Source organism: Pseudomonas kielensis (genome assembly GCF_030505375.1).
Lineage (GTDB): Bacteria > Pseudomonadota > Gammaproteobacteria > Pseudomonadales > Pseudomonadaceae > Aquipseudomonas > Aquipseudomonas kielensis.
Map to the genome: position 1 here is coordinate 2,220,112 of NZ_CP130043.1, position 24,617 is coordinate 2,244,728.

Consider the following 24,617-nt stretch of genomic DNA (forward strand, 5'->3'; position numbering starts at 1 on the left):
GTTCTATGCAAAAAACTGATTCGATTGTTATCGGTGGTGGCCTGGTCGGTATGGCGACCGCTTACGGGCTTTCTCTGCTCGGGCGTCAGGTAGTCGTTGTCGACGAAGGCGACAGCGCCTTTCGTGCTGCTCGTGGCAACTTCGGATTGCTCTGGGTGCAAGGTAAAGGCCACGGTATGAGCGCCTATACGCAGTGGACCCAAGCCTCTGTCAGGCGCTGGCCGCGATTTGCGGCAATGCTGCTGGCTGAAACCGGCATTGACTTGCAACTGAAACAATCTGGTGGATTTCAACTTTGCCTGTCTGAGGCAGAACTGTCAGAAGAAGCACGCCTGCTACACGACATTCGGGCCGCGCAGGACATTGATTACCCGTTTGAGGTTCTTGATCAGGCTGAACTCCGTAAGCGCTTACCCGGCATTGGGCCTGGTGTGTTTGGCGCCTGTTACTCACCCATGGATGGGCACGTTAATCCGCTGAAGCTGCTGCATGCACTGCATGCCGCGTGCAAGTTGCGTGGAGTAAAGGTGCTAAACGGACTTAAGGTAAATGACATTCAGCAAGTATCTGGGGGATTTGAAGTAACAGCAGGGCCTCAGCGACTGGCAAGTGACCGACTAGTGCTAGCCGCAGGTCTCGGCAATCGAGCCCTTGCTGCATTGTTTGGCCAGAAAGTCCCTTTGGAACCCAGCCGTGGACAAATTTTGGTCACCGAAAGACTAAAGCCCTTTCTTCACTTCCCCACGACGTATGTTCGCCAAACAGATGAAGGAAGCGTTCAACTGGGGGATTCGGCCGAACGAGTAGGCTTTGATGACCGTACCAGCGTACCAGTAATGTCTCAGATTGCCGGACGCGCAGTGGCATGTTTTCCGCAATTGGAGCATGTCCGTGTTGTCAGGGCCTGGGGATCGTTACGGGTGCTGAGCCCGGACGGGGCCCCGATCTATGAAGACCTGACCAACGCCCCAGGTTGCTTTGTGGTGTCCTGCCATAGCGGTGTAACCCTGGCCGCAGCCCATGCGCTGAAACTGGCTCCTTGGATTGCCGGTGTAGAGGTGTTGCCGGCCGTGTCTTCATTTTCCCTGCAACGATTCACACCGTCGAGCAAGGTGGCCCATGCCTACTGAGAGCTTGTTCAAACAAATCGCTCCCGAGTGTCTCTGGCACACCATCGAATTCGATGGGAACCCTTTATCGATACCGGGTGATGTTTCTCTAGCGGCTGCTTTGCTTGCCAGTGGCATCAGAAGCACCCGCACTACACCGATAACAGGTCAGCCACGTGCACCCTATTGTTTCATGGGGGTGTGCTTCGAGTGTCTCGTGGAGGTTGACGGCATACCCAACTGCCAAGCGTGCATGATCCCTGTCCGCACTGGCATGCGTGTGAGAACCCAACACGGCGCTCCCACGCTGGCATGTGCTGCTGGAATGGGGAGTGATCATCATGAAGCATGAGCTTGTCGATCTGTTGATCGTCGGCGCAGGTCCCGCGGGCATGAGTGCGGCCCTGGAAGCCAGGCGGCATGGTCTGATGGTGCTAGTTCTAGATGAGCAATCAACACCCGGTGGGCAAATCTATCGCAACGTACGTACGACTGATGCCAAGCGCCTGGAAGTGCTCGGCAGTGACTACCTGGCAGGCCTGGCGCTGACAGACGCCTTCATCAACTGTGGTGCGCGGTATGTCAGTTCCGCATCCGTCTGGTGGGTGGCCGAAGACAAGCAGGTGCATTATCTCGTCAACGGTCAAGCGTACATTGCGCAAAGTCGACGACTGCTGATTGCAACCGGCGCTTACGAGCGACCGATGCCCATTCCTGGTTGGACCCTCCCGGGAGTCATGACAGCGGGCTCTGGGCAGATACTGCTCAAAAGCGCCGGACTTCTACCGTCCGGGCCAGTGGTGCTGGCAGGTTGTGGGCCGTTGCTCTATCTCTTGGCTGTTCAATACCTCAGGGCTGGGATTGAACTGACAGCGCTTGTTGACACTTCGAGCTACCTGGACGTTTTTCGCGTGTGGAAAAGTGTTCCCCGTGCATTGCGCGGTTGGCGCGAGTTGCTCAAGGGCGTGTCATTGTTGGCCACTTTGCGGCGTGCCGGAATCAAACATTATCGAGGTGCGCGGGACCTGCGTATCGAGGGAACCGACCGGGCGCGCGCTGTAAGTTTTCGACATCGCGAAACTCAGCATCGCATCGCGTCAGACTTAATCCTCCTCCATCAAGGGGTGGTGCCAAATACCCAGATTAGTTGGGCACTACGACTCGAGCATCGATGGAATCCAACACAATTGTGTTGGAACACTGATCGCGATAGTTGGGGGGAAACCAGCCAGCCCGGCATTTTCATCGCCGGGGACGGGGGGAGCATTGGAGGCGCTGTCGCCGCACGACTCCAAGGAAGGATTGCTGCACTTAGGGTGGCAGGACAGCTACAAAAGCTCGACGCCTGCGCGGTCGAGCATAGCGCGGCCCCATTGAAGCGAGCTTTAACGCAACAGATGGCGGCGCGACCACTCATTGATGCGCTGTATCGCCCTCTTGAGGAAACCCGCATTCCTGCGGACGAGGTCATTGTCTGTCGCTGCGAGGAAGTAAGCGCTGGCGATGTACGTCGCTACGTCGATCTTGGATGTTTGGGCCCGAACCAGACCAAAGCATTCGGTCGCTGTGGCATGGGTCCCTGCCAAGGTCGTTTATGCGGCCTGAGCGTGACAGAGGTGATCGCTGACTGGCGCCATGTGCCCCCAACTCAAGTGGGTTACTACCACATTCGTCCCCCCATCAAACCCATAACACTAGGCCAGTTAGCTGGAGAGTCACGCCCCCACGTTCCCCAGGAGTCCGCATGAACGAGATCGAACGCATAGAGAGCAACCTGCGGCTTAGTAGAGTCGTCATCCACAATGGGGTTGCATGGCTCAGCGGCATCGTCGCCGCTGATTGCAGTGAAGGCATCAGGGGGCAGACGAATCAAGTACTCGAGCGACTCGAACAGCTTCTTAAGCAGGCAGGAAGCAGTCGTTCACGGATATTGAGCGCTCAAGTCTGGATGAAAGACATGGCAGCTGATTTTGAGATCATGAATGAAGTTTGGAGTCAGTGGTTTACACCCAACGAAACGCCCGCGCGAGCAACGGCGCAAGTTGTTTTTGACGACGAACAGATTCGACTTGAACTTATTGTGGTCGCTGCGCTGTCGTCAGCGGTGGGCTGATGAAGCGCTACTTCCCGTTATTGCCAAACTTACGTAAATGGAAATTAATATCGTCGTACCGCTTCGACGGGATATGCAGAGCTTCATCCAACAAAACAACTAAGAGAGAGAAGATCATGCGCTTTAAATTTAGCATCAAAACAATCGGGCTTGCTGCGTTGATTGCTATAACTGGTCTGGCTCAAGCTAGTGAGAGAACATTACGCATTGGCATTGAAGCAGCCTATCCGCCATTTGCTTACAAAACCCCCAGCGACAAACTAGTCGGTTTTGACTATGACATTGGTCAAGCATTGTGCACCAAAATCAAGGCAAACTGCCAATGGATAGAAATCGAATTTGACGGCCTGATTCCATCACTTAAGGTTCGCAAAATTGATGCAGCTATTTCCTCAGTGTCAATCACTGAAGAGCGTTTGAAATCTGTTGACTTCACGACAAGCTACTATCGTTTACCCGCCAAGCTTGTTACACGTAAGGACAGCGACATAAACACTGTACCTGGAGATCTAGCCGGCAAGCGGATTGGCGTGCAACGTGCTACGAACTTCGATCGCTACGCGATGGAGAAATTTGAGCAGGCTGGTGCGCAGATCATAAAATATGGCAGCCAGAACGAAGTGTTTCTCGATTTGGTGGCCGGTCGACTTGATGCATCCCTCGCTGGTTCTATCGCTATCGACGAAGGCTTGCTGAAATCACCAAATGGTGAGGCTTATCACATGTTGAATCAGAATTTTACAGATGAGCACTACTTTGGTACTGGAGCAGGGATTGCAGTGCGTAAGAATGATCCTTTGGCGGGCGAGCTGAACAAAGCTTTAGCAGAGATAAAGTCTGATGGAACGTATGACAAAATTCGTAAAAAATATTTTGCGTACGATATTTCAGGAAACAAATGATCCAGCTGGAGAAAAGCATGAAACTTGACGAAGTTGAGCAGTTTGCATTGAGGAAGCTCTTCAGTGCGGATGATACGTCAGGTGAGGCCAGGCAAACATTTCGCTATCAGGTAGAAGAGCGAAGGATTACCGCAACTGGATTTTTTTCCATATTAAGGTGTCTTCATCCGTCAGAGCATATTCAACCACTGCAAGAGGTAAGCAGGTCATTTAGTCACCCGCGATTAAAAAAAGGGGGGATGTTTGTTTGCTGGGTTGAACATGATTTAACACTTTGTTTGGAAGGTGTCGCCAAGAATAGCAATTGGCCTCCAGAACTTATACCCCGGGCATTGCAGACACCGAATAGAGACTGATTTTCTGTACATCCCTTGTGTGCATTTTATGATGCGCGCAAGGGTTTCTCTATCTTTGTGTTAAGCACACGAAGGACATTACTGCTTTTTCGCAAGGTGTATGGACCGGAGACATGGTGGACAGGTGTACGTAGACATGGTTGACACTTTTCGGCAAGCAAATCTGCCGTGAATCCGACCATGCCTTGGAACGCGAGAGGCGCCATGGGCTTGAGAGAAGAGTTCGTTCATTTGGCCAATCATCGTATGCGTCCGGCCAACACATCTCCTGACGCAACCGCCGAAGGCCATGGTGTCCACCTAATTTTAAGTGGATACCATTTCTGGCCCATCAAGCGGACTTTCCATGCACCCTCAGCGCCGTACCTACAACAAGTCTTTCAAAGCCCAGGTCATCCAGGAATGCTCCGAGCCCGGCGCCTCCATCGCTAGCATCGCCTTGGGCTACAGCCTCAATGCCAACCTCGTCCACAAATGGATTCGGCTGCACAACCAAAAAGCCGTGGATCTTCAGTCTGCATTCATCCCGCTACATCCTCAGATGCTTGGTGCTGGAGCGCCTGCTCAGCCCTCCAGCATCAGCCTTGAAATCCAGCATTCGCGCACGCCCGTCAAGATGACTTGGCCAGCGGACAGCGCAGCCACCTGCGCAAGCTTTCTTCGAGAGCTGTTGCGATGTCCGCATTGATACCATCTGGCTCGCCACCGAGCCGATGGACATGCGCGCCGACACCGCCATGGCCCGCGTGATTTCAGTGTTCGGTGCAGCGCAGCCGCACTTTGCTTATCTGTTCGCCAATCGCCACGCCACTCGCATGAAAGTCCTGGTGCACGATGGGTTGGGCATCTGGTTGGCGTCACGTCGGCTCCATCAAGGCAAATTCGCTTGGCCTGGCACGCGCCACGGTTCCCAGATGGAGCTGAGCGCCGAACAGCTACAGGCCTTGATACTCGGCTTGCCATGGCAGAGAGTCGGCCCCGGAAACGCCATTTCCATCCTCTAAGCCGAGTCATGCCCCATACGGCAACGCAATTGCCCGATCAGCCTGTCGTCCTTTTTACTCTGATCTGGCAAGATCGACGGCATGACTTCGATCCCCGACCTCGACTAATTGACTCCCGAACAACTGCGCGCTTTGGCGGCGCAGTTGCTGCAACGTGTATCAACGCTCGATGAGTAAGTCGAGAAGATGAGCAAGACCGTTCAGGTCATGGGCAAGAAGATCCATCACGACAAAACGCTGATCGAAAAACTCAGCCACGAGATCGCCCAGCTCAAGCGTTTCAAGTTCGCCAAACGCAGCGAGCAAATGAGCCCGGAACAGGCCAGTTTGCTCGACGATCTGGTCGATACTGATATCGCGGCCATTGAGGCGGAGCTGGAGTCGCTGCAAGTTACTCCGGCACCCACCCAGGAAAAGCAGAAACCCAAGCGTCGCGCCTTGCCGCCCGAGTTTCCCCGCACGTTGACCCATCACGAGCCGGACAAATGGTGCTTGGTAACATGCTGATGGGTATGTTCCAGGACGATGGCGCTGATCAACTCGCAAGCCAGGCACCTGCAGAAGAACCACCAGTGGCACAGGAAGAGCCGGCATCAGATGACCGCTATGCTGACAGGGGCTTCTTCGGGGTAGGAGACGACGAAGAGTTTGTTTAACTTCCCAGATGAGCACAACACACCGGTCTTGGCTACCGGCATGTTGTGCTTGCTGACGACCGCTTCCCGCCAAAACAGGTAGGACGTCCGGCATTATTGAGTGGTTTGGATAATAACTCCGGCCAGTGCAGAGGCGCACAATACCTGGATCACACCCCGTTTGAATCGAAAGAGCGCTACTGCGGCACCGACTTCAATCAGCGCAGATGACCAGTCGAAAGCGCCTTTAAAGCCGTTGAGCCAAAGCACGCGGTAGCCGAAGAACAGCGCCAAGCTGAGGGTCAGGCCAACCACACCTGCCTCAACACCAACCGCTGATGCTTATCATTTCTGGCTTTCGGCGAGAAAGGTCCAGACTGCCGGATTTTCGCCGAAAGCCACGTTGAAGCGTAGCCAGGGCGTGGCCTGCAGGTTAGGGCGGAAAATACAGCCAGGTGACAGCAAAATGTTCTGATTTAGTCCGGCACGCGTCAGCGCCACGGGATCAAAGTCGGCCTTACCATTGCTGATCCACAGATAAGGGGTCGGTGCAGCGGGCGCCCAGCATTGCCAGCCAAGTTGTTGCAGTTGCTGTCGGGCGGATAGTTGCGCCTTGAGTAATCGGTCGCGTAGCTTCTGGCAGCGTTTGCGATGGGTGCCGTCACTGAGCATCTGCAGTGTCAGTTGCTCACACAATTGCGAGCTATATAGTCCAGTGGTCATCTTGTAGTGCAGTAGGGCTTCGGCTACCGCAGGCTCGGCAGTGATGAAGCCGACACGTAGCGAGGAAGCTAGGGCCTTGGAGAAGCTACCGATATGGATTACCCGTTGTAGGTTGTCCATGGCCGCTAGCGGTGCTTGATTGATGTCGGCCAACTGGCCGGACACGTCGTCTTCAATTATCCAGCAGTCATGGGTGTCGGCCAGTTGCAACACACGATGAGCTACGGCTGGGCTGTAACTGGCCCCAGTCGGGTTTTGTAGCCAGGGGTTTGTGAAGAAAGCTTTCGGTTGATGCTCCTTCAGGAGCGCGCCAAGTTTTTCCACATCAGGGCCCTGCGGCGTCCAAGGCACGCCGATGGCCTTGACCTTGTAATCGCGCAGGTTGGCCAGCAGGTTGATGTAGCCAGGATCATCCACCAGTACGCAGTCACCAGGTTGCAGCAACACGCGGACTACCAGATTGAGTGCCTGGCTGGCGCCATTGGTGAGCACAATTTGATCTGTGTGTGCGGGTACGCCGCGATCACTAAGGTAGCGCTGGATCCAGTTGCGCAAGCCGGGGTTGCCATGAGATTTACCGTACTCTGTTATAAGCCTGGTGGAGCGGCCTAGGGCGCGCAACGCCAAGTGCAGGCCCGGTTCATCCAGCCACGAATATGGCAGACCACCACTCCCCGGTTGCAGGGCATCTGCATCCGGGTGGAACGCGTCATCTAGCAGCCAATAGACATCGCTGAGCGGTGCCGTACTGCGCTGCTGCTCGACGCTAGGAGTGGTTTTCGCGACGAAAAAGCCATCACCCTTACGTGCTTCGACATAGCCCAAAGCAACCAGACGGTCGTACGCCTGTACCACAGTGAATGTGCTGACATCGAACTCTTTGGCCGCCAAACGGATAGACAGCAGGCGAGAACCCTGAGCCAGTTGAGCTGTCTCGATCAGCTGAGAGAAGTGCTCCACTAGCTGCCCGATTCGTGAGGTTTTATGAGCAAGTTCCATGGGCTGGGGGAGTCATCCGGGGACAGAGAAGCATGAACGCCTTTTTAAGAAGCGTGGAGCTATAGAGGGCGTTAAGGGAGCAGCTGAAAACGTGGTGTACCGGGTTTCTGCCCATCACTTTTGATCTACCTGGCTGTGTATGGCCGGAAGCGGTAGCGAGCGATAACGTAGGAATACTATAACAATAAGAAGATAGGTTCATGTGTGGCACACAGTTGTTCGCTATGTTGATGGTAGCGCTGCCCCTGAGCATTTCACCTTTGGCCCAAGCCGCGTCAGCCAGTACCTCCAACGACCAGACTACGAAAAAAATCCAGAAGAACGATACGCAATTACAGAAGCAGACCGAAGCGGCAGCAGTCTGGGTTGTAGTGAACTGCCACAGGGGAAGGCCAGGACCACTATCTGAGCGATCAGCAAACCACCACTAACATGCCGGTAAAGCAGAACTACCTGCGCGGTAAACAAGAAGTCGCACGCATTCGCTCGGAGAGGGATGAGGTACGCTTTGAGATCTGTTTTCAGGGAGATCTGCCAGCCTTGTTCCAGTACTTACTCAGTCATCTGCAGTATGTTTGGTCCGCCCCTGCACGATTGATGCGAGCTTTCCAACAGATAGCCCAGCGGGTCGACAGCCACATCCCTCTCTTGTTCAGTCATACACCGCGCGCACCCTTGGAAATCAAGCCGGTTCCGGCTGCTTGTGAGGCAACCGATGGCAGAGCCAAGTATAGCCAGGGGAGTGCAGATGGTTAGGCGCCTGGAGTGTTTTTCGTTAATACGAAGCCGGGGTTAGGGTTGTTCAAGTGGGGGGTGGGGCAGTTGAGCATCAGTGATCTGCGTGCCTAGGCCAGTAAAAAACTTGGCCATAGTTTTGATATGCGAGATTTTCGCGGGGCTCGTTCGCTGATCAATAGCGGCACCCTGCCTCTGGAGGTGGAGCAGCAGAAGGTTCAGGACTGGGTTGCCAATCAGCAGTAGCCCTCTCATCGTACCAGCCCACTCTCCCAACTTCTGAACAACGCGCTGTACAGGTTTTTCAACTTATACAGGTACGGTCTATTTAGGGGGCGCTGTGTATGGAGCTAACTCACAGACGGTATACCGTGGCTGGGCGCTAACAGCACTCATCAGAGGAACACTTCAGATGCTCAAAATAAAAAAAATCCTCATAAGTTCTTTAATTCTCGTAACTTGCAGTTTTGCTCACGCAGATAACCAGGTTATCCGAATTGCCACCGAAGGCGCCTATCCGCCGTACAACTTCGTCAAGCCAGACGGCAGCCTCGGTGGCTTCGATGTCGATATTGCCAATGCCCTATGCGCCGAAATGAAAGTTCAGTGCAAATTGGTAAAACAGGATTGGGACGGCATTATTCCCGGACTAATGGCGAAGAAGTACGACGCCATTGTCTCCTCCATGGCGATTACCCCAGAGCGTGAGAAAAAGGTCGCCTTCTCGGATAAATATGAGGGTGGTTACTCAATGCTGTTCGGAAGTAAGAGTCTGACCGACAGTAGCCCTGCGGCCCTACAGGGCAAGATCATTGCGGTGCAGAAAGGCTCGATTCAGGAGAACTTCGCCAAGGATTACTTCGAAAAGGCTGGAATCCGAGTGCCGCGTTACTCAGATACACAGATGGCGCTGATGGATCTTAAGGCTGGACGTGTGGACGCCGTGGTGCTGGAAGTCGCGATTATCGCGGACGCGCAGAAAGATCCAAACCTGAGTGCTTATCAGGCCTTCGGCGAAAAGTTCGATGATCCCACGTTCTTCGGCACAGGCTCCGGAATTGCCGTGCGAAAGGCTGACCAAGCACTACTCGGACAATTCAATCAGGCGCTCAAGACCGTTCTCGCTAACGGTACCTACAAGCAGATCAACGACAAGTACTTCACTTACGACCAGTACGAGTGATGTTCTGGTGTGGCCTAGCGTGGCGATGCCAACGCTAGGCCGCTCCACGCGTTCAATTTGGATACCCCCCATGCAAAAGATACGACATACGCTAGTAGCGCAAACTTTGGGCACTCCACGGGAAGTTATAAGTCTTCACTTCGGTCCGCAAGGACAGGGGCGCAAGGCCTATCTACAAGCGGGCCTCCATGCCGATGAGCACCCGGGCATGCTGGTGTTGCATCACCTGAAGCAGCGCCTGATGGAGCTTGAGGCCGCTGGCCGGCTAACCGGTGAAGTGGTGCTGGTGCCAATCGCCAACCCGATTGGCTTGGGAAACTACGTATTCGGTCGTCAGTTGGGACGTTTTGAGCTGTCCAGTCGGGAAAACTTTAATCGCCACTACCTTGAATTGGCCAAATTGGTGAGTGAGCAGGTGGCCAATGAGTTAGGGGAGGATATCGACGTCAACGTGGAACTGATTCGCGAGTGCATGCGTACCAGCCTGCAAGCAATGCAGCCCCGCACAGAGCTTGAGTCTCTACGTCTGATCCTGCAGCGTCTGGCTTGCGATGCAGACTGTGTACTTGATGTGCACTGCGATAGCGAGGCCATGTTGCATATCTATGTGCACAGCGAACAACAGGCCGAGGCTCGTGTGCTGGCAGGTCTGACCCGTGCCTACGCGACATTGCATGCTCTGGAGCAGGGCGGAAACTCCTTCGACGAGTCTTTCACTGCCGTCTGGTATTCCCTGCGACAGGCCTTTCCGCAGCATCCGATTCCAATGGCCACTTTCGCAGCCACAGTCGAGCTACGCGGCCTCAATGATGTCAGTCATGAACTGGCCAAGACTGATGCCGAAGCGCTGCTCGCTTACCTCTGTCACCAGGGGCTGATTGCCGATATGCCGCCTGATGTGCCATTGCCATTGTACGAGCCGACACCGCTGACTGCGGTCGAAGTGTTGAATGCTCCGCATGCTGGGGTAGTTGCTTATCGTGCGCCGATCGGCGAATGGGTCGAATCTGGCACCGCCTTGGCCGACATCATAGATCCGCTGACAGACCGGGTTAGCACTCTCACCAGCAACATTGCCGGCGTGTTTTATGCACGGGTGCAGGAACGCTTTACCGAAGCCAACGCCGAGCTGACTTTCGTCGCCGGGCAGGTGCCAATACGTGATGGTTACCTTCTCAGTGCCTAGGGACTAAAGCTACCCCGGTGACGCGGGGCAAGTGACAGGAATGAAAACAAGATGATTATAAAAATTCGTTTCCCACTGCTCGTCAGCGAGCCCTGGAGAACACATGTTTAACGGATATTTACCTGCGATTCTTGCGGGTGTACTGACTACCCTCGAGGTAGCGCTACTGGCGTTGTTGCTGGCGATTATTCTGGGGCTAATTGGCGCCTGCCTGAAACTCTCGCCATTTGCATGGCTGCGCTGGCCGGCGCACCTGTACACAACCATCATGCGCGGCGTGCCGGATTTGGTGGCGATGCTGCTGCTGTTCTACGGAATGCAGATTTTCTGCAACGTATTCACAGAAGCTTATGGCTTGGCGCAATGGGATATAGATCCCTATATCGCCGGTGTCATTACCTTGGCATTGATCTACGGTGCGTACTTTTCCGAAACTTTTCGTGGTGCCTTTCTCGCTGTTCCGGCCGGCCAATTAGAAGCAGGAGTCGCCTATGGGATGAGCCGTACTCAGGTATTTCGTCGCGTGCTGTTCCCCCAAATGATGCGCTTCGCCCTTCCGGGCCTGAGCAATAACTGGCTGGTACTGCTCAAGAGCACCGCGATCGTGACCATGATCGGCTTGCAGGATATGACCTGGATGGCCGATCAAGCTGGCAGGGCCACCCGCCAGCCGTTTCTTTTCTACATGCTGGTATGTCTGCTCTACCTGGTCCTGACCGCGTGTTCTCAATATGCCCTGAGCACCTTGAACAAGCGTTATTCCCTTGGTGTACGGCACGCGGAGATTTGATCATGTTCGACCTACAACCGCAGATCATCCTCGACAATTTGCCGCTGTTTTTTTCCGGCTTGATGATGACCCTCAAACTGACCGGCTACTCGTTACTGATAGGTCTGTTACTGGCCATGCCGTTGGCGCGCCTGCGAGTGTCACGTAATCGTTGGCTAAGTCAGTCGGTCTGGGCATACACCTATTTTTTCCGCGGCACGCCGATGCTGCTGCAACTGCTAGTGCTGTATTACGGCTTATCTCAGTTTGAATGGATACGTGACAGCGTTCTTTGGCCTTACCTACGTGAGCCGTACTGGTGTGCCCTGATTGCCTTTGCGCTGAATACCTGTGCCTACACCACTGAAATTTTCGCCGGCTCAATGCGCAATATCCCTCATGGTGAAATCGAAGCTGCGCGGGCGTACGGAATGAGCCCTCTGACATCACTGCGTCGAATTGTCCTGCCGTCGGCCATGCGTCGTGCCCTCCCGTCTTACAGCAATGAAGTTATTCTGATGTTGCAGGGATCATCCATCGCTAGCGCAGTAACACTTATGGATCTCACCGGAGCAGGCCGCAGTGTCTATTCAGACTATTTTGCGCCCTTCGAAGCCTTCTTGTTTATCGGCCTGATCTATATGGCCATGACTTTCGCTCTGGTAGGCATCTTCAGGCTGCTAGAAGTTCGTTACCTTGCTTATTTGGCGCCTCGCTCGGCTAGTTGAGTCGTACCATACCGTTGAAGAGGAAAAACAATGACAACCCTCGTCGTAGAAAATATTCACAAGCAATATGGTAGCAAGGAAGTGCTCAAGGGTGTTTCGCTGACCGCAAATAAGGGCGATGTGATCAGCATCATCGGCTCCTCAGGTTCAGGTAAAAGCACTTTCCTGCGTTGCATCAATTTCCTTGAGAAGCCCAATGCCGGGGCCATTCGTCTGGGCAACGAAGACATTCGCCTAGGCACTGATCACTTTGGTGAGTTGAAAGTACTCAACCCCAAGCAACTGCAACGTATGCGCACCAAACTGGCCATGGTTTTTCAGCATTTCAATCTGTGGTCGCACCTGACTGTGCTGGAGAACGTCATTGAGGCTCCCATCCATGTGCTTGGCCTGAGCCGAGCCGCCGCGTTGACCCGAGGTCAGAAGTACCTACAGCAAGTGGGTCTCGGCGATTTTTCCAATGCATACCCGGCGCACATGTCCGGCGGTCAACAACAACGGGTGGCAATAGCCCGGGCACTGGCCATGGAGCCGGACGTACTTCTGTTTGATGAGCCCACCTCAGCCCTCGACCCGGAGCTGGTCGGCGAGGTGCTCAAGGTGATGCAGGGGTTAGCCTCCGAGGGGCGCACCATGATCGTCGTGACCCATGAGATGGCCTTTGCCCGTGAGGTTTCAACGCAGGTGATTTTCCTGCACAACGGGCAGGTTGAGGAGCAGGGGAGTCCCCAGGAAGTTTTCAGTCAAACCAAGAGCGAACGCTTGCGCCAATTTCTCTCAGGTGCTCTGAAGTAATCCATCCCTGATGCGGCGACACCAAATAATAAAAATAACATCAACAGGGATACATCATGTACCTAATAAAATGTGCCGCTTTGGCTTTGGCTTTGGCTTTGACTGCCAGCGCTGCAAGCCAGATGACGCTGGCCGATAACGAAGTGCAGGTCCCCATACCAGTAGTAGAGGATAGTGTTGCTTTGCCGGCCGCCGCGCCATCGAATAGCCAGTCGCAGTCCGGCGGACTAATAGCTGACAGCAAGCTGAACATCCTTGCGCGTAACCTCTACTACGATGACGACAACAAATCTTCGGGCGCCGTGCAAAGTAAATACAGGGAGTGGACTCAGGGCTTGATTACGACCTTCGAGTCTGGTTTCACTCATGGCACTATCGGCTTTGGGCTAGATGCTCATGCGCTTGCCGGCTTCAAGCTAGACAGCGGTAAGGGGCGGGCAGGTGCCGGAGTGCTTCCGAGTAATGGCAGTGATTGCAATGCCAAAGGCCAATGTGCCTCTCAAGATAGTTATGGAGAGGTACACGGGGCCCTAAAAGCGCGAGTATCGAATACCACGTTAAAATACGGCGAGATGTTTGTGCATACGCCATTGTTTGATACCGGCGATACTCGGTTGTTACCCGAGGCGGCGACAGGATTCTTACTTCAGAGTATGGATGTCGATAATCTTGAGGTTACTCTCGGACACTTTACCGCCGCCAACCAGCAAGCGTCGACTAACGCCAATGATGTGTTCGAAGGCTACGCCGGCGTCATGGATGGCTCTATGGGGGTTGCAGGAGCGGTATACCACTTTAATAGTGCACTAAGCGCCTCGGTTTATGTTGGCGAATTACAAGACTACTGGCGTCAGTACTACATGAATATCACCTATGGCATGGCCTTGAGTGATACGCAGAAATTGGATTTCAATTTTAATATTTACCGGAGCAAGGAGGCGGGTTCAGCCAAGGTCGGCGCTGTAGGCAACACAACGGGCTCGCTCGCCTTCACCTATTCTCAGGGCGTTCATTCCCTGACGTTGGCTTATCAGCAAGTCGATGGTGATACGCCTTTTGACTATGTTGGTAACTACTCGATTTACTTGGCCAACAGCTACTACTCGGATTTCAATGGTCCGAATGAAAAGTCATGGCAAGTTCGTTACGATCTAGATCTGAGTGAAATCCTCATTCCAGGACTATCGGCCTTTGGGGTCTACATGAAAGGCTTTGATATTGATGGTGGCCATATGCCGTCAAGTAGTGCCTATCACGCGGTTTGGGGAGCATCCGAGAAGCAGGATCATCACGAGTTAGACTTTGGTGGCCGTTATGTTGTGCAAGGTGGCGCAGCCAAGGACCTTAGTTTTTATCTGGTTCAGCAGGTGCATCGTGGCTCTCAGCAACAGTTCGACGGGAATTTTAATCGTGTACGCCTGATTGTCGAATATCCACTGGAAATTCTCTGACTATTATTTTTCGTCAGCGCTATAAAAATAGCTGAAGCATTGCAATGCTCTTAAATTTTGGAACTGCTGACTGCTTGTCCTGAGCTTCAGCTACTTTCAGTGTTGAAGGTATAAGATCTATGATCTGCTGCCTAGCGGAACATAGAGTGCCTGTATAAAATTTCTTAATTATGTATTAGATTAGCTATTTAGCACTCCAGAATAATTAAATGGTCTGGGACTTATCAAGCGCTCATGCTGATCTTGTAAAAACAATTGAAGTGAAAAATCCAAGATGAGTACTAAAGAAAGAAATCCGCGTGTGCCATACTCGCTGGATCGCATCGACGAAGCTATTATAGATGTCTTGCGCCACAATGGGCGGATCACCTATGAGAAGCTCTCGAGCTTGGTGCACCTAACAGCCCGCCCCTGCTTGGAGAGGGTCCGTAAGCTTGAGCGGGAAGGGATTATTCAGGGCTACAGCGCGATCATTAATATGCAGGCAACATCGCCCGGTGGGTTGTCGCTACTGGTTCTAGTGGCGTTATCCAATCAAAGTGGGCGCACTGCTCAGAAAGCCTTCGAGCAAACCGTCAATGCCTGCTCACAGGTGCTCAATTGCCAATTGATCACGGGGCCGTTCGACTACAGTCTACGCATGCGTTGCAGGGATATGGAGCACTACCGTATTCTGACGGAGATCTGGTTGAACAACGACGAATTACACATTGATAAGCTCGTCGCTCACCCTGAACTGGCGACTGTCAAAGCTGGTTTAACAAGTCACTATTAGGTCTGTTGTTTAGAGTTTCGCTTGGCAGCCGAAAAGGCTACCAAGTAATCGGTTTCAGGTACGCGCTTATAAAGCTCGCAGCTTTACATCGGGTGTTTCTGATTGCAGCAGTGCGAACAGGTTCTTGGGTGTGCTTTGCTGCCAACCATTGGAGCTGAAATCCGTCCCCGTAGTTCGTGCCGCCTAGTGCCCATTCGAGAGTTGGGAATAGTTGTTTTGTAGTGTCCCGGGCGATGGCGCGACGCTCCTCCGGAACGACCTCAAGGAGCCACTCGGTGGCCGCCTTCGCCGCCTCCTGACGGCCATCGCCTCGGAAGCGGTGTTCTTCAAGAGCCAATGACCTTTCTCGGACTAGAGCTTCGTATATGTCTGATTCGAAGATGCGTAAAGATTCCAGAACCAAGAAGTCCACGATATTCACTTCAAGCAAGTCAGTCTGCGAAGTCAGCTCTTCTAAGACGATCTTCGGATTTCGTGCAAATCAGCGCCTCTGATCCGATTTCTATTGGCTGATTCCCCTGGGGATCACCACACTCCTGCACTCGGCGATTCGAGTACCACGATTTCAGTTTGGCCAACAAGCCGGTCATCATGCAGAAACTCCAATAGAGACGACAGGCCTATCTATGCGATGGGGCGCTGATGTTGAGATGCAGTTTGATGGCAAAGGCAATGAGGTCTGTGAGGACATCCAGCCGCCACGTTCTCCGTACTATCCCCATCACCTTTCGACACAGGCTTCCGTCCATACCGCACCCAAAACCATCCCACCACCCTAGCTGATCCCTTTGGGAGGCGGCAGGTGCCTTGTGTCAAACTATGTTGTTCGTGCCAGGGTGGCACATTCAAAATAGCGACCTGTTTGTGTCAATCTATATTGCAACAGTATCTATCAACCACCTCGCGCGCGCCCAGTGTTTTCGGGAAAATTCGTGTCAAACTATGTTGTTTAAACCCAGTGTCTGCATTAAATAAAGGTTGTCACGGTTGCTTCCCTACGTCGGGGTTGCAACCGATTCTGGAACAGTTTCCCCTGCTGCCTGCAGTTGAAACCCATGCAATTGCTTCGAGCTTGAACATCCCACCACCGGTTTACCCTGGTACTTGCGTACCGCGCGGGTTTTCCAGTCCGCACAAGCGAGAGGTGCAGCGCAATCAATGCGGGACGGCGCCCTTCAAGCGCTGCGGCAAAAACACGTTGCGGCTATTTATCCAGGTCACTTGAATGCCACTTGGAGTGCCGCCATTTTTCGGGCCCTGGCCATGGACTTCTCCTGTATCAGGGTCAGTACAACGGTCAGGCACATGAAGGCGGCGCTGGCCCAGAAAATTGCGTTGGGCTGACCTTGGTCGAGCAGCCAGCCGAACCCGACGGGCCCGATGGCGCCACCGATGTTGAAACCGGTAGAGACGATGCCGAAGGTTTTGCCTTCGGCACCCTCCGGGGCAGCCGCCCGTACCAGCATGTCGCGGGACGGTGCGATCACCCCAGTCAGGAAGCCCGCAGCCCCCAGCACGACCAGCAGCGCCGGCTCGCTCAAGCGTGCCGTGGCGACCAGCAGCATCAGCACGGTGGCCAAGGCAAACGCGCTAGCTGCGACTACGCCATGGCGGCGCGTCCGGTCGGCCAAGGCTCCCCCGGCCAGCACGCCGAAAGCGCTGGCAAAGAGGAAGGCGGTCAACGCCGAGTTGGCCCAGGTCAAGGCCACGCCCTGGCCTTGCATCAGGGCGGCGACCGAGAACTTCTCAATCGCGCTGGTGCTCAGGTTCAGCAGCACGAACAACAGGGTCAGGCTGAGCACCATAGGCGAGAGCAGTGACAGGCGACTGGCGCCGATGGGTGTCGGGTCGGCGGCGGGATACACGCGACTGACTCGGGTCAGTGCGCAACCAGGGATCAACAACAGCGCCAGCACGAAAAAGCCCACCAGTGCCGCCGCCCCGAAGGCCATGGGCAGGTTGCTCGCCACCGCGATACCCAGCAAAAAACCCGGGGCCACGGCCGCGCCAAGGAACCCGGCAAAGGTATGCACGGAGAACGCCTTACCGATGTGGGCGGGGTCAATGTGGCGCGACAGCAGGGCGTAGTCGGCCGGGTGATAAATGGCGTTGGCGACACCGGCCAGCACCATGGCGATCAACAAACAGGTGTAGCCGGGCAAGAGTGCAATCAGCAGGAAACTGCTGCTGCCCAGTGCCAGCGCGACCAACAGCAAGCGCCTGGCACCGTAGCGGTCCACGGCAAACCCCATGGGTGCCTGTACCAACGCCGTGACGATATTGAACAGGCTCAACGCCAGGCCCAGCTCCACATATTCCACGTTGAAAAAAGCCGGAAGCAGGGGGAATAGCGCCGCCAGCACCATGATGTGCAAATGACTGACAAAGTGTGCGGCGGCGACCTGAGGCAGCAACCCGATACGAATCGTCATGGCGAAACCTGTGTAGTGAGCATGGCAAATTCGGCGCAGAGCTTAATGAGGCGATGGTCTTGCGCGATAGTCCATTACCGATGAGGCCACCAGACCACTTTTAATGGCGGCGATTTCACCATTCCTGCCCTTGCGTAGACGAGTGGCAAGGTTGTCGAGTGCGGTGGTCTGCAACATCAACCCGTCATCACGGTTGAATACTCCAAGCTGTCCCCCCGCGTGCGCGGATGGCCTTTCAGGCCCAGCAGCTGCTGATGAACTATGCGCTGGGCTATTAGATTTTCAGGGCGTTGGCCAGACGTAACATGGCGGCTTCTATTTCATACGCGGTCAGGGAGGAGTAGCCCAGCAGCCAGCCCTGTTGCTTCGGCTCGCCCGCGTACAAGCCGCTGAGGCCGGACAGTTGCACGCCGGCAGCGGCGGCCTGGCGGATGGTTTTTTCCTCGGACCATCCGGCTTTCAACAAGCAGGGGATTTGCAACCCACCCGGCGGCAGTTCGGCGGTGACCACCGTGCTCAAGTACTTGCCGATGGCGTCGTGCATGATTGACCGACGTCCGGCATACAGCTTGCGCATGGCCCGGACATGCGCGTTGTAATGGCCGTCTTCCATAAAGCGCGCCAGCGTCAGTTGCAGCGTTTGCGGAGTGTGGCCGTCCATCATGCTGCGCGCATAGGCAAAGGGCTTTACCAGTTCGCAGGGCAGCACCATGTACCCCATGCGCAGTCCGGGGTAGAGGGTCTTGCTGAACGTGCCGATGTAGAGCGTGCGCTGATACTTATCCAGGCCTTGCACGCACGCCGTGGGCTGCCCGTCGTAATGGAACTCGCTGTCGTAGTCATCCTCGATGATCCACTTGCCTTTTTGCGCCGCCCAATTGATCAACTCAAGACGCCGCTCCAGCGGCAAAGTCGCGCCGGTGGGGTATTGGTGAGAGGGCGTGACATACACGCAATTGGCGCCGCTGCGGTCGGCGTACAACAGGTCGGTGCGGATGCCATGTTCATCGACATCAATGGGCATCACCTTGGTTTCGGCGATTTGGAAGGCCTTGCGGGCGCCGTAGTAGCCGGGGTTTTCCATCAGAATCGGCTTGCCGGCGTCCACCAGCAATTGCGCGCACAGATACAACGCCTGACGCGTACTGCTCAATACCAGGACCTGGTCGGGGGAGCATTTGGCGCCGCGTTCGAGGTTCAGGTAGGTGGCAATCGCTTTGCGCAGGGGCTCAGCCCCTTGTGGATCTCCATGCAGCAGCACGCTCGCGCGATAGTCCTTCATGACCTGGCGCTGCAAACGCTCCCAGACATCCGTCGGGAAGCTGCGGGTTTCCGGCAGGCCGGTGGCGAATGCCTTGATGACTTGCTGATCGCGCACGCCGCCGGCGTCAAAGATCATCCGCCCGCGTTGGCTGAGTTCGGCGCCCGGTGCGGCGACGCTGCTCCTGATTTCCTGAGCCCTGAGGCGTCGGCGGCCAGCACCGCGCAATTCGACCCCCACCGCGTCGCAGACGTAACTGCCTGCGCCTTCGCGGCGCACGATAAACCCGTCCCGATGCAACTGCACATAAGCGTTCTCAACGGTGTCGCGGGCGCACCCCAGTGACTTGGACAGCACCCGCGTGGCGGGCAGTTTCAAGCCGGGGCCGAGGGCGCCGTCGAGAATCAGCGCACGTAATGCACGCTGGATTCGCTGATGCAGATCCAGCAGCTGAAATTCAGCGTCGTTGAGGCGCATCTTCAGGGTTTCCAGCTCGAAGGCCGTTGCCATGTGGTCTGCTCTCTTTCCATGAATTGGCAGGTAAAGGCAGGCCAGTTTATCCGTAGACTCTGGCCCTCGCCACCCTACGGCTTTACCTCGGTGATGACGCGCAGGGCGAGCATTCTTGAACAGGAGTTACTCAACCATGGCTCGGTCACACAACTTCAGCGCAGGCCCCACCGCGGTGCCGTTGGACGTCCTCACTCAGGCGCACGAGGAGTTTTTCGATTTTGCCGGCAGCGGCATGTCCGTGATGGAAATCAGCCATCGTTCGCAGGTGTTCATGGCGGTGGCCAGTGAAGCCGAACGGGACCTGCGCGATATCCTCGGGGTGCCGCCTGCCTACAAAGTGCTGTTCCTGCAAGGGGGCGCCTCGTTGCAGTTCGCTCAAGTGCCGATGAACCTGATAGGCGATAAAGGTACGGCGGATTACCTGCACACCGGCCTCTGGTCGGGCAAGGCGATCGAGGCTGCCCGGCGCTACTGCGATGTGCGCGTGGTTGCCAGCGCCCACGCGTCCGGTTTCGACCATGTCCCCCATGCCTCGCACTGGCGCCTGAATGCCGACGCCGCCTACCTGCATTACACCGAGAATGAGACGGTGCACGGCGTGCAGTTCATCGACACGCCCGCGAGTGACGCGCCGCTGGTGTGCGATGCCTGTTCAAGCCTGCTGTCCAAGCCGATCGACATCGCCAGGCATGGGCTGGTGTATGCCGCCGCACAGAAAAACATGGGCGTGGCCGGGTTGACAGTGGTCATCGTGGACCCGGCGTTGCTGGAACGTTCCCATGCCTTTACCCCGGACATTCTCAACTACGCGCGCATCAGCGAAGCGCAGTCGATGCTCAATACCCCTGCGACCTTCCCCTGGTACCTCACAGGCCTGACGCTCAAGTGGATCAAGCACAGTGGCGGCCTGCAGGCCCTGCATCAGCGCAACCAGGCCAAGGCGCGAATGCTTTACCGCGCCATCGATGGGAGTGACGGGTTTTATCGCAACTCAGTGCAGGCACCGTATCGCTCCATCAATAACGTGCCCTTCCGGCTGGCCGAGGTGGCGCTGGATAAGACCTTTTTGCGGCGCGCGGAGCAGGCCGGCCTCAACGGCCTCAAAGGCCACGCCAGCGTCGGCGGCCTGCGCGCCAGCCTCTACAACGCCGTTTCAGTGCCGGCGGTCGAGGCTCTGTGCGATTTCATGAACGCCTTTGCGCGTGAGCATGGCTGAGCCGACCACAGAAAGTGGTCTGGTCTGCTGCGTTAAAGCGTAGGGGTAAAACCTGCCATTCAACCGCTATAAATGAGCGCTTACCAGTGGCCGGATGCATCGTCCAGCAAGGAGCCAAGACCTATGTCATCTACTCAATCCCTCTCGTCCCTGCGTCTGCGGGACTTGCTGCACCCGGTGGTTGCCGGGTTGATTTCGGTGATCGTCAATTACGGCGGCACCTTCATCCTGGTGTTTCAGGCCGCCAAGGTCGCAGGGCTCAGCCCTGAGTTGACGGCGTCGTGGGTGTGGTCTGTGTCGATCGGGGTAGGGGTGACCGGGCTGCTCCTCAGTTGGGTGAGCCGCGAGCCGATCATCACCGCCTGGTCGACCCCGGCGGCGGCGTTTTTGATCGTCGCCTTGGCGACCACACCCTACGCCGAGGCCATTGGGGCGTACATGATTTCGGCTGCAGCGTTCGTGTTGCTGGGCGTATCCGGTTACTTTGAAAAAGCCGTTCGCCTGATCCCGCCGGGTGTAGCCGCGGGCTTGTTGGGCGGCATCCTGCTGCAGTTCGGCATCGGTGCGTTCGCCAGCATGAGCCTCGACCCGTTACTGGTCGGGGTGTTGATCGGCGCCTACATCCTGTTCAAGCGCTTGAGTGCGCGCTACGCGGTGGTCGGCATTCTGGTGCTGGGGCTGGGCTTTCTGCTGATGCAGGGACGCGTGGACTTCGCGGGGCTGACGCTGGAGTTTGCGACACCGGTATTCACCCGCCCGGAGTTCTCGGTCAATGCGTTGTTGAGTGTGGCGTTGCCGCTGTTTCTGATCACCCTCACGGGGCAGTACATGCCGGGCATGCTGGTGCTGCGCAGTGACGGCTTCAACACCAGTGCCAACCCGATCCTCAGCGTGACCGGGCTGGGTTCTCTGCTGATGGCGCCGTTCGGTTCCCATGCCTTCAACATCGCGGCCATCACCGCCGCCATCTGCACGGGCAAGGAAGCGTCGGAAGACCCGTCCAAGCGCTGGATCGCAGGCGTGGCCGCGGGCATCTTCTACATCCTGGTGGGGATCTTCGGCGTGACCCTGGCGGCGGTGTTCATGGCCTTCCCGGCGACCTTCATCACCACCCTGGCCGGGCTGGCCCTGTTGGGCACACTCGGCGCGAGCCTGGCCAATGCCATGGCGGATGTGAAATCGCGGGAAGCGTCGCTGATCACGTTCCTGGCCTGCGCGGCCAATATCACCCTGCTGGGCATCGGCGGTGCGTTCTGGGGCCTGGTCATCGGCCTGGCGGCCTACGCCGTGCTCAATGGGCAGTTGCCGCGTCGTGAAAAGACTGCAGTCCCACAGGGCGAACCGGTTGCCGTGCCCACCAAGGGAGCGGCCAACTGATGCCTGATCAAACCGAAGACCTCAACATCCTGCATGCGCGCCATGGTCGTTACCCACAGGCCGACAGTGTCGAAGACTTTCGCCGCAACCTGGCCGCCGTGCAGCAACGCATTGTCGAGGCGTGCCGTCGGGTAGGGCGGGACCCGGCCGGTGTGCGCTTGCTGCCGGTCAGCAAAACCTTTGATGAAGCTCATCTGCGTCTGGCCTATGCCGCCGGTTGCCGCCTGTTGGGCGAGAACAAGGTGCAGGAAGCGCAGCGCAAGTGGGAGGCCATGACCGACCTGCAAGACCTGCAATGGTCGGTGATCGGTCACTTGCAGACCAACAAGGCCAAGCAGGTCGCACGCTTCGCCAGCGAGTTCCAGGCCCTGGACAGCCTGCGGGTGGCCGAGGCGCTGGACCGTCGCCTGCGCATTATCGGTCGGCAGATGGACGTGTTCGTCCAGGTCAATACCAGCGGCGAAGCCAGCAAGTACGGGCTAGCGCCCGATGACGTGGCGGCTTTCCTGGAGACAATGCCTGCGTTCCCGACACTGCGGGTTCGCGGGTTGATGACGCTGGCGCTGTTCTCGGCCGACGCGGTGCGGGTACGCCCTTGCTTCGTCCGGCTGCGTGAATTGCGCGACCGCTTGCGTCATTGCGCGCCTGACGGGGTGTCGCTGCAAGAGCTGTCGATGGGCATGTCGGGTGACTTTGAAGTCGCCATTGAAGAGGGCGCGACCGTGGTGCGCGTCGGGCAGGCGATCTTCGGTGCCCGAGCCATGCCGGATGCGTACTACTGGCCGTCCGCCGATGCCCGCCCTCTCGGTGAAGACACGTTGTTGTCGACCACTCCCAGCCGTTGATCCCCCACTACAGGAGGCCCGCAATGTCCGCAGCCATCGCTGAACTGGTCGGCCGGGCCCGTGAAGAACAACGTCTGCTGATCACCGTCACACGGGGCAACACCGTGCGCCTGTTGCCGGCGCTGATTTGCGATGACGCACAGATCGACGACATCGCCGCGCGCATCACGCGCTTGCTGTCACCCGCCGCTTGAATTCTTGACCAAGGACACTTTGCACATGTACGACTCGACACTGACCCTCAACGCTTTCGACCCTGAGCTGTATGAATCGATTCACAGCGAAGAGCATCGCCAGCAAGACCATATCGAGCTGATCGCCTCGGAAAACTATGCCAGCCCGCTGGTGATGAAAACCCAGAGCACGGTGCTTACCAACAAGTACGCCGAAGGCTACCCCGGCAAGCGTTATTACAGCGGCTGTGAATACGTCGATGTGGCCGAGCGGCTGGCCATCAAGCGGGTCAAGGCCCTGTTCGACTGCGACTACGCCAACGTGCAACCCCATGCGGGCGCCCAGGCCAACGCGGCGGTCTTCCTGGCACTGATCAACCCCGGTGATACGGTGATGGGCATGAACCTGGCCCAGGGCGGTCACCTGACCCACGGCAACCCGGCCAACTTTTCGGGGCGTCACTACACCATCGTGCCTTACGGACTGGACCCGAAAACCGGCTTTCTCGACTACGACGAGATGGAGCGAATCGCACTGCAGACACGCCCCAAAATGTTGATCGGTGGTTTTTCCGCGTATTCGCGGTACAAGGACTGGGCACGCATGCGCAGCATTGCCGACAAGGTAGGGGCTATCTTCTGGGTCGATATGGCTCACGTCGCCGGGCTGGTCGCCGCGGGCGAATACCCGGACCCACTTCCCCATGCGCATGTGGTGACCAGCACCACGCACAAAACCCTGCGCGGGCCACGCGGCGGTTTGATTTTGTCCAAGGGACAGGATGAAGCTTTCTACAAAAAGCTCGATTGCGCTGTGTTTCCCGGCGTGCAGGGCGGGCCGCTGATGCACCAGATCGCGGCCAAGGCCGTGGCGTTCAAGGAAGCGCTTGCGCCGGAGTTCAGCATCTACCAGACCCAAGTGGTCATCAACGCCCGGGCCATGGCCGGGGTGTTGCAAAAGCGCGGGTACAAAATCGTCTCGGGCGGCACCGACAACCACATGATGCTGATCGACCTGTCCGACAAGCCCTACACCGGCAAGGAGGCCGACGCGGCCCTGAGCAGTGCCTATATCACCGCCAACAAAAACTCGGTGCCGAATGACCCACGCTCACCGTTTGTGACATCCGGCCTTCGTATCGGTACCCCGGCGGTGACCACCCGTGGGTTTGGTGTGGAGGCCTGCGAGCAAGTGGCTGGCTGGTTGTGCGACGTACTGGACGCCCTGGAAAACGGAAGCAGCGACAAGGTCGGGCACCACGTGCGCGAACAAGTTGTCGCGCTGTGCCGTCGTTTTCCGGTCTATCGCTGAGTCTGGCCCGGCCATTGCCTGATCG

General features: G+C 56.3%; 25 protein-coding genes and 2 pseudogenes. 23 read left to right on the top strand and 4 right to left on the bottom strand.

Annotated elements, in window-relative coordinates; genetic code table 11:
* The first annotated feature begins 5 nt into the window (after positions 1-5).
* The 10 genes and pseudogenes from Q1W70_RS10225 to Q1W70_RS10270 all read left to right on the top strand — a co-directional run bounded on the left by Q1W70_RS10225 (position 6) and on the right by Q1W70_RS10270 (position 6,140).
* Positions 6-1,130 (top strand): NAD(P)/FAD-dependent oxidoreductase, encoded by a 1,125-nt coding sequence (locus Q1W70_RS10225; protein ID WP_166588871.1) that lies wholly within the window; start codon positions 6-8, stop codon positions 1,128-1,130.
* Positions 1,120-1,461: a (2Fe-2S)-binding protein gene (locus tag Q1W70_RS10230; RefSeq protein WP_166588870.1), complete on the top strand. Its 342-nt coding sequence runs from the start codon at positions 1,120-1,122 to the stop codon at positions 1,459-1,461. The genes Q1W70_RS10225 and Q1W70_RS10230 overlap by 11 nt, the downstream gene beginning before the upstream one ends.
* Positions 1,451-2,857: an FAD/NAD(P)-dependent oxidoreductase gene (locus Q1W70_RS10235; protein WP_166588869.1), complete on the top strand. Its 1,407-nt coding sequence runs from the start codon at positions 1,451-1,453 to the stop codon at positions 2,855-2,857. The genes Q1W70_RS10230 and Q1W70_RS10235 overlap by 11 nt, the downstream gene beginning before the upstream one ends.
* On the top strand, positions 2,854-3,222 hold the full coding sequence (locus Q1W70_RS10240) for a RidA family protein (RefSeq protein WP_166588868.1): 369 nt from the start codon (positions 2,854-2,856) through the stop codon (positions 3,220-3,222). The genes Q1W70_RS10235 and Q1W70_RS10240 overlap by 4 nt, the downstream gene beginning before the upstream one ends.
* 116 nt (positions 3,223-3,338) lie before the next feature.
* Complete coding sequence (locus Q1W70_RS10245; RefSeq protein WP_166588990.1) at positions 3,339-4,124, top strand: transporter substrate-binding domain-containing protein; 786 nt, start codon at positions 3,339-3,341, stop codon at positions 4,122-4,124.
* 17 nt (positions 4,125-4,141) lie between these two features.
* A complete protein-coding gene (locus tag Q1W70_RS10250; RefSeq protein WP_166588867.1) occupies positions 4,142-4,480 on the top strand; it encodes a hypothetical protein in 339 nt (112 codons plus the stop codon).
* A 346-nt stretch (positions 4,481-4,826) separates the two neighbouring features.
* Positions 4,827-5,168 (top strand): transposase, encoded by a 342-nt coding sequence (locus Q1W70_RS10255; protein WP_218585137.1) that lies wholly within the window; start codon positions 4,827-4,829, stop codon positions 5,166-5,168.
* A 4-nt stretch (positions 5,169-5,172) separates the two neighbouring features.
* Positions 5,173-5,484, top strand: coding sequence for an IS66 family insertion sequence element accessory protein TnpB (gene tnpB / locus Q1W70_RS10260; protein ID WP_302098887.1), 312 nt, complete (start codon positions 5,173-5,175; stop codon positions 5,482-5,484).
* A 108-nt stretch (positions 5,485-5,592) separates the two neighbouring features.
* A pseudogene (locus Q1W70_RS10265) lies at positions 5,593-5,967 on the top strand (transposase domain-containing protein); the annotation flags it as partial.
* A 17-nt stretch (positions 5,968-5,984) separates the two neighbouring features.
* Positions 5,985-6,140: a hypothetical protein gene (locus Q1W70_RS10270; protein ID WP_166588864.1), complete on the top strand. Its 156-nt coding sequence runs from the start codon at positions 5,985-5,987 to the stop codon at positions 6,138-6,140.
* A 93-nt stretch (positions 6,141-6,233) separates the two neighbouring features.
* Here the strand turns inward: Q1W70_RS10270 and Q1W70_RS10275 are convergent.
* Together Q1W70_RS10275 and Q1W70_RS10280 are read right to left on the bottom strand one after the other, a co-directional pair.
* Positions 6,234-6,443, bottom strand: a pseudogene (locus tag Q1W70_RS10275) (chromate efflux transporter); the annotation flags it as partial.
* A gap of 21 nt (positions 6,444-6,464) precedes the next feature.
* Complete coding sequence (locus tag Q1W70_RS10280; protein WP_166588863.1) at positions 6,465-7,841, bottom strand: aminotransferase-like domain-containing protein; 1,377 nt, start codon at positions 7,839-7,841, stop codon at positions 6,465-6,467.
* A gap of 405 nt (positions 7,842-8,246) precedes the next feature.
* Between Q1W70_RS10280 and Q1W70_RS27140 the strand changes: the two genes are divergently transcribed.
* From Q1W70_RS27140 to Q1W70_RS10315, 8 genes are all read left to right on the top strand, one after another.
* Complete coding sequence (locus tag Q1W70_RS27140) at positions 8,247-8,597, top strand: DUF885 family protein (RefSeq protein ID WP_367186788.1); 351 nt, start codon at positions 8,247-8,249, stop codon at positions 8,595-8,597.
* Positions 8,598-8,988: 391 nt separating this feature from the next.
* Positions 8,989-9,759: a transporter substrate-binding domain-containing protein gene (locus Q1W70_RS10285; RefSeq protein WP_166588861.1), complete on the top strand. Its 771-nt coding sequence runs from the start codon at positions 8,989-8,991 to the stop codon at positions 9,757-9,759.
* Positions 9,760-9,829: 70 nt separating this feature from the next.
* A complete protein-coding gene (locus Q1W70_RS10290) occupies positions 9,830-10,945 on the top strand; it encodes a succinylglutamate desuccinylase/aspartoacylase family protein (protein WP_166588860.1) in 1,116 nt (371 codons plus the stop codon).
* A gap of 103 nt (positions 10,946-11,048) precedes the next feature.
* Positions 11,049-11,735 carry an ABC transporter permease gene (locus Q1W70_RS10295; RefSeq protein ID WP_166588859.1) on the top strand — a complete coding sequence of 229 codons (687 nt, stop codon included), beginning with the start codon at positions 11,049-11,051 and terminating at the stop codon, positions 11,733-11,735.
* Positions 11,735-12,442: an ABC transporter permease gene (locus Q1W70_RS10300; RefSeq protein ID WP_302098888.1), complete on the top strand. Its 708-nt coding sequence runs from the start codon at positions 11,735-11,737 to the stop codon at positions 12,440-12,442. Before Q1W70_RS10295 ends, Q1W70_RS10300 begins: the two co-directional genes overlap by 1 nt.
* Positions 12,443-12,472: 30 nt before the next feature.
* The gene (locus Q1W70_RS10305) at positions 12,473-13,237 is read left to right on the top strand and encodes an ABC transporter ATP-binding protein (RefSeq protein WP_166588857.1); all 765 of its coding nucleotides are present in this window, start codon (positions 12,473-12,475) and stop codon (positions 13,235-13,237) included.
* 56 nt (positions 13,238-13,293) lie between these two features.
* Entirely contained in the window at positions 13,294-14,688 is a 1,395-nt protein-coding gene (locus Q1W70_RS10310) for an OprD family porin (protein ID WP_256669751.1), read from the top strand.
* A gap of 274 nt (positions 14,689-14,962) precedes the next feature.
* Entirely contained in the window at positions 14,963-15,463 is a 501-nt protein-coding gene (locus Q1W70_RS10315) for an Lrp/AsnC family transcriptional regulator (RefSeq protein WP_166588856.1), read from the top strand.
* 1,217 nt (positions 15,464-16,680) lie between these two features.
* Here the strand turns inward: Q1W70_RS10315 and Q1W70_RS10325 are convergent.
* A complete protein-coding gene (locus Q1W70_RS10325) occupies positions 16,681-17,895 on the bottom strand; it encodes an MFS transporter (RefSeq protein ID WP_166588855.1) in 1,215 nt (404 codons plus the stop codon).
* Positions 17,896-18,169: 274 nt separating this feature from the next.
* The gene (pdxR, locus tag Q1W70_RS10330; protein ID WP_166588854.1) at positions 18,170-19,666 is read right to left on the bottom strand and encodes a MocR-like pyridoxine biosynthesis transcription factor PdxR; all 1,497 of its coding nucleotides are present in this window, start codon (positions 19,664-19,666) and stop codon (positions 18,170-18,172) included.
* Between the two features lie 136 nt (positions 19,667-19,802).
* On the opposite strand from pdxR, the gene serC reads away from it, so the two are divergent.
* The 5 genes from serC to glyA all read left to right on the top strand — a co-directional run bounded on the left by serC (position 19,803) and on the right by glyA (position 24,592).
* Positions 19,803-20,885, top strand: a complete 1,083-nt coding sequence (serC, locus tag Q1W70_RS10335) for a 3-phosphoserine/phosphohydroxythreonine transaminase (protein WP_166588853.1) — start codon at positions 19,803-19,805, stop codon at positions 20,883-20,885.
* Positions 20,886-21,008: 123 nt separating this feature from the next.
* The gene (locus Q1W70_RS10340) at positions 21,009-22,262 is read left to right on the top strand and encodes a benzoate/H(+) symporter BenE family transporter (protein ID WP_302098802.1); all 1,254 of its coding nucleotides are present in this window, start codon (positions 21,009-21,011) and stop codon (positions 22,260-22,262) included.
* Positions 22,262-23,107, top strand: a complete 846-nt coding sequence (locus Q1W70_RS10345) for a YggS family pyridoxal phosphate-dependent enzyme (RefSeq protein ID WP_166588851.1) — start codon at positions 22,262-22,264, stop codon at positions 23,105-23,107. Before Q1W70_RS10340 ends, Q1W70_RS10345 begins: the two co-directional genes overlap by 1 nt.
* 23 nt (positions 23,108-23,130) lie before the next feature.
* The gene (locus Q1W70_RS10350) at positions 23,131-23,301 is read left to right on the top strand and encodes a hypothetical protein (RefSeq protein ID WP_244647764.1); all 171 of its coding nucleotides are present in this window, start codon (positions 23,131-23,133) and stop codon (positions 23,299-23,301) included.
* 25 nt (positions 23,302-23,326) lie between these two features.
* Positions 23,327-24,592: a serine hydroxymethyltransferase gene (glyA, locus tag Q1W70_RS10355; RefSeq protein ID WP_185818736.1), complete on the top strand. Its 1,266-nt coding sequence runs from the start codon at positions 23,327-23,329 to the stop codon at positions 24,590-24,592.
* Positions 24,593-24,617: the final 25 nt, after the last annotated feature.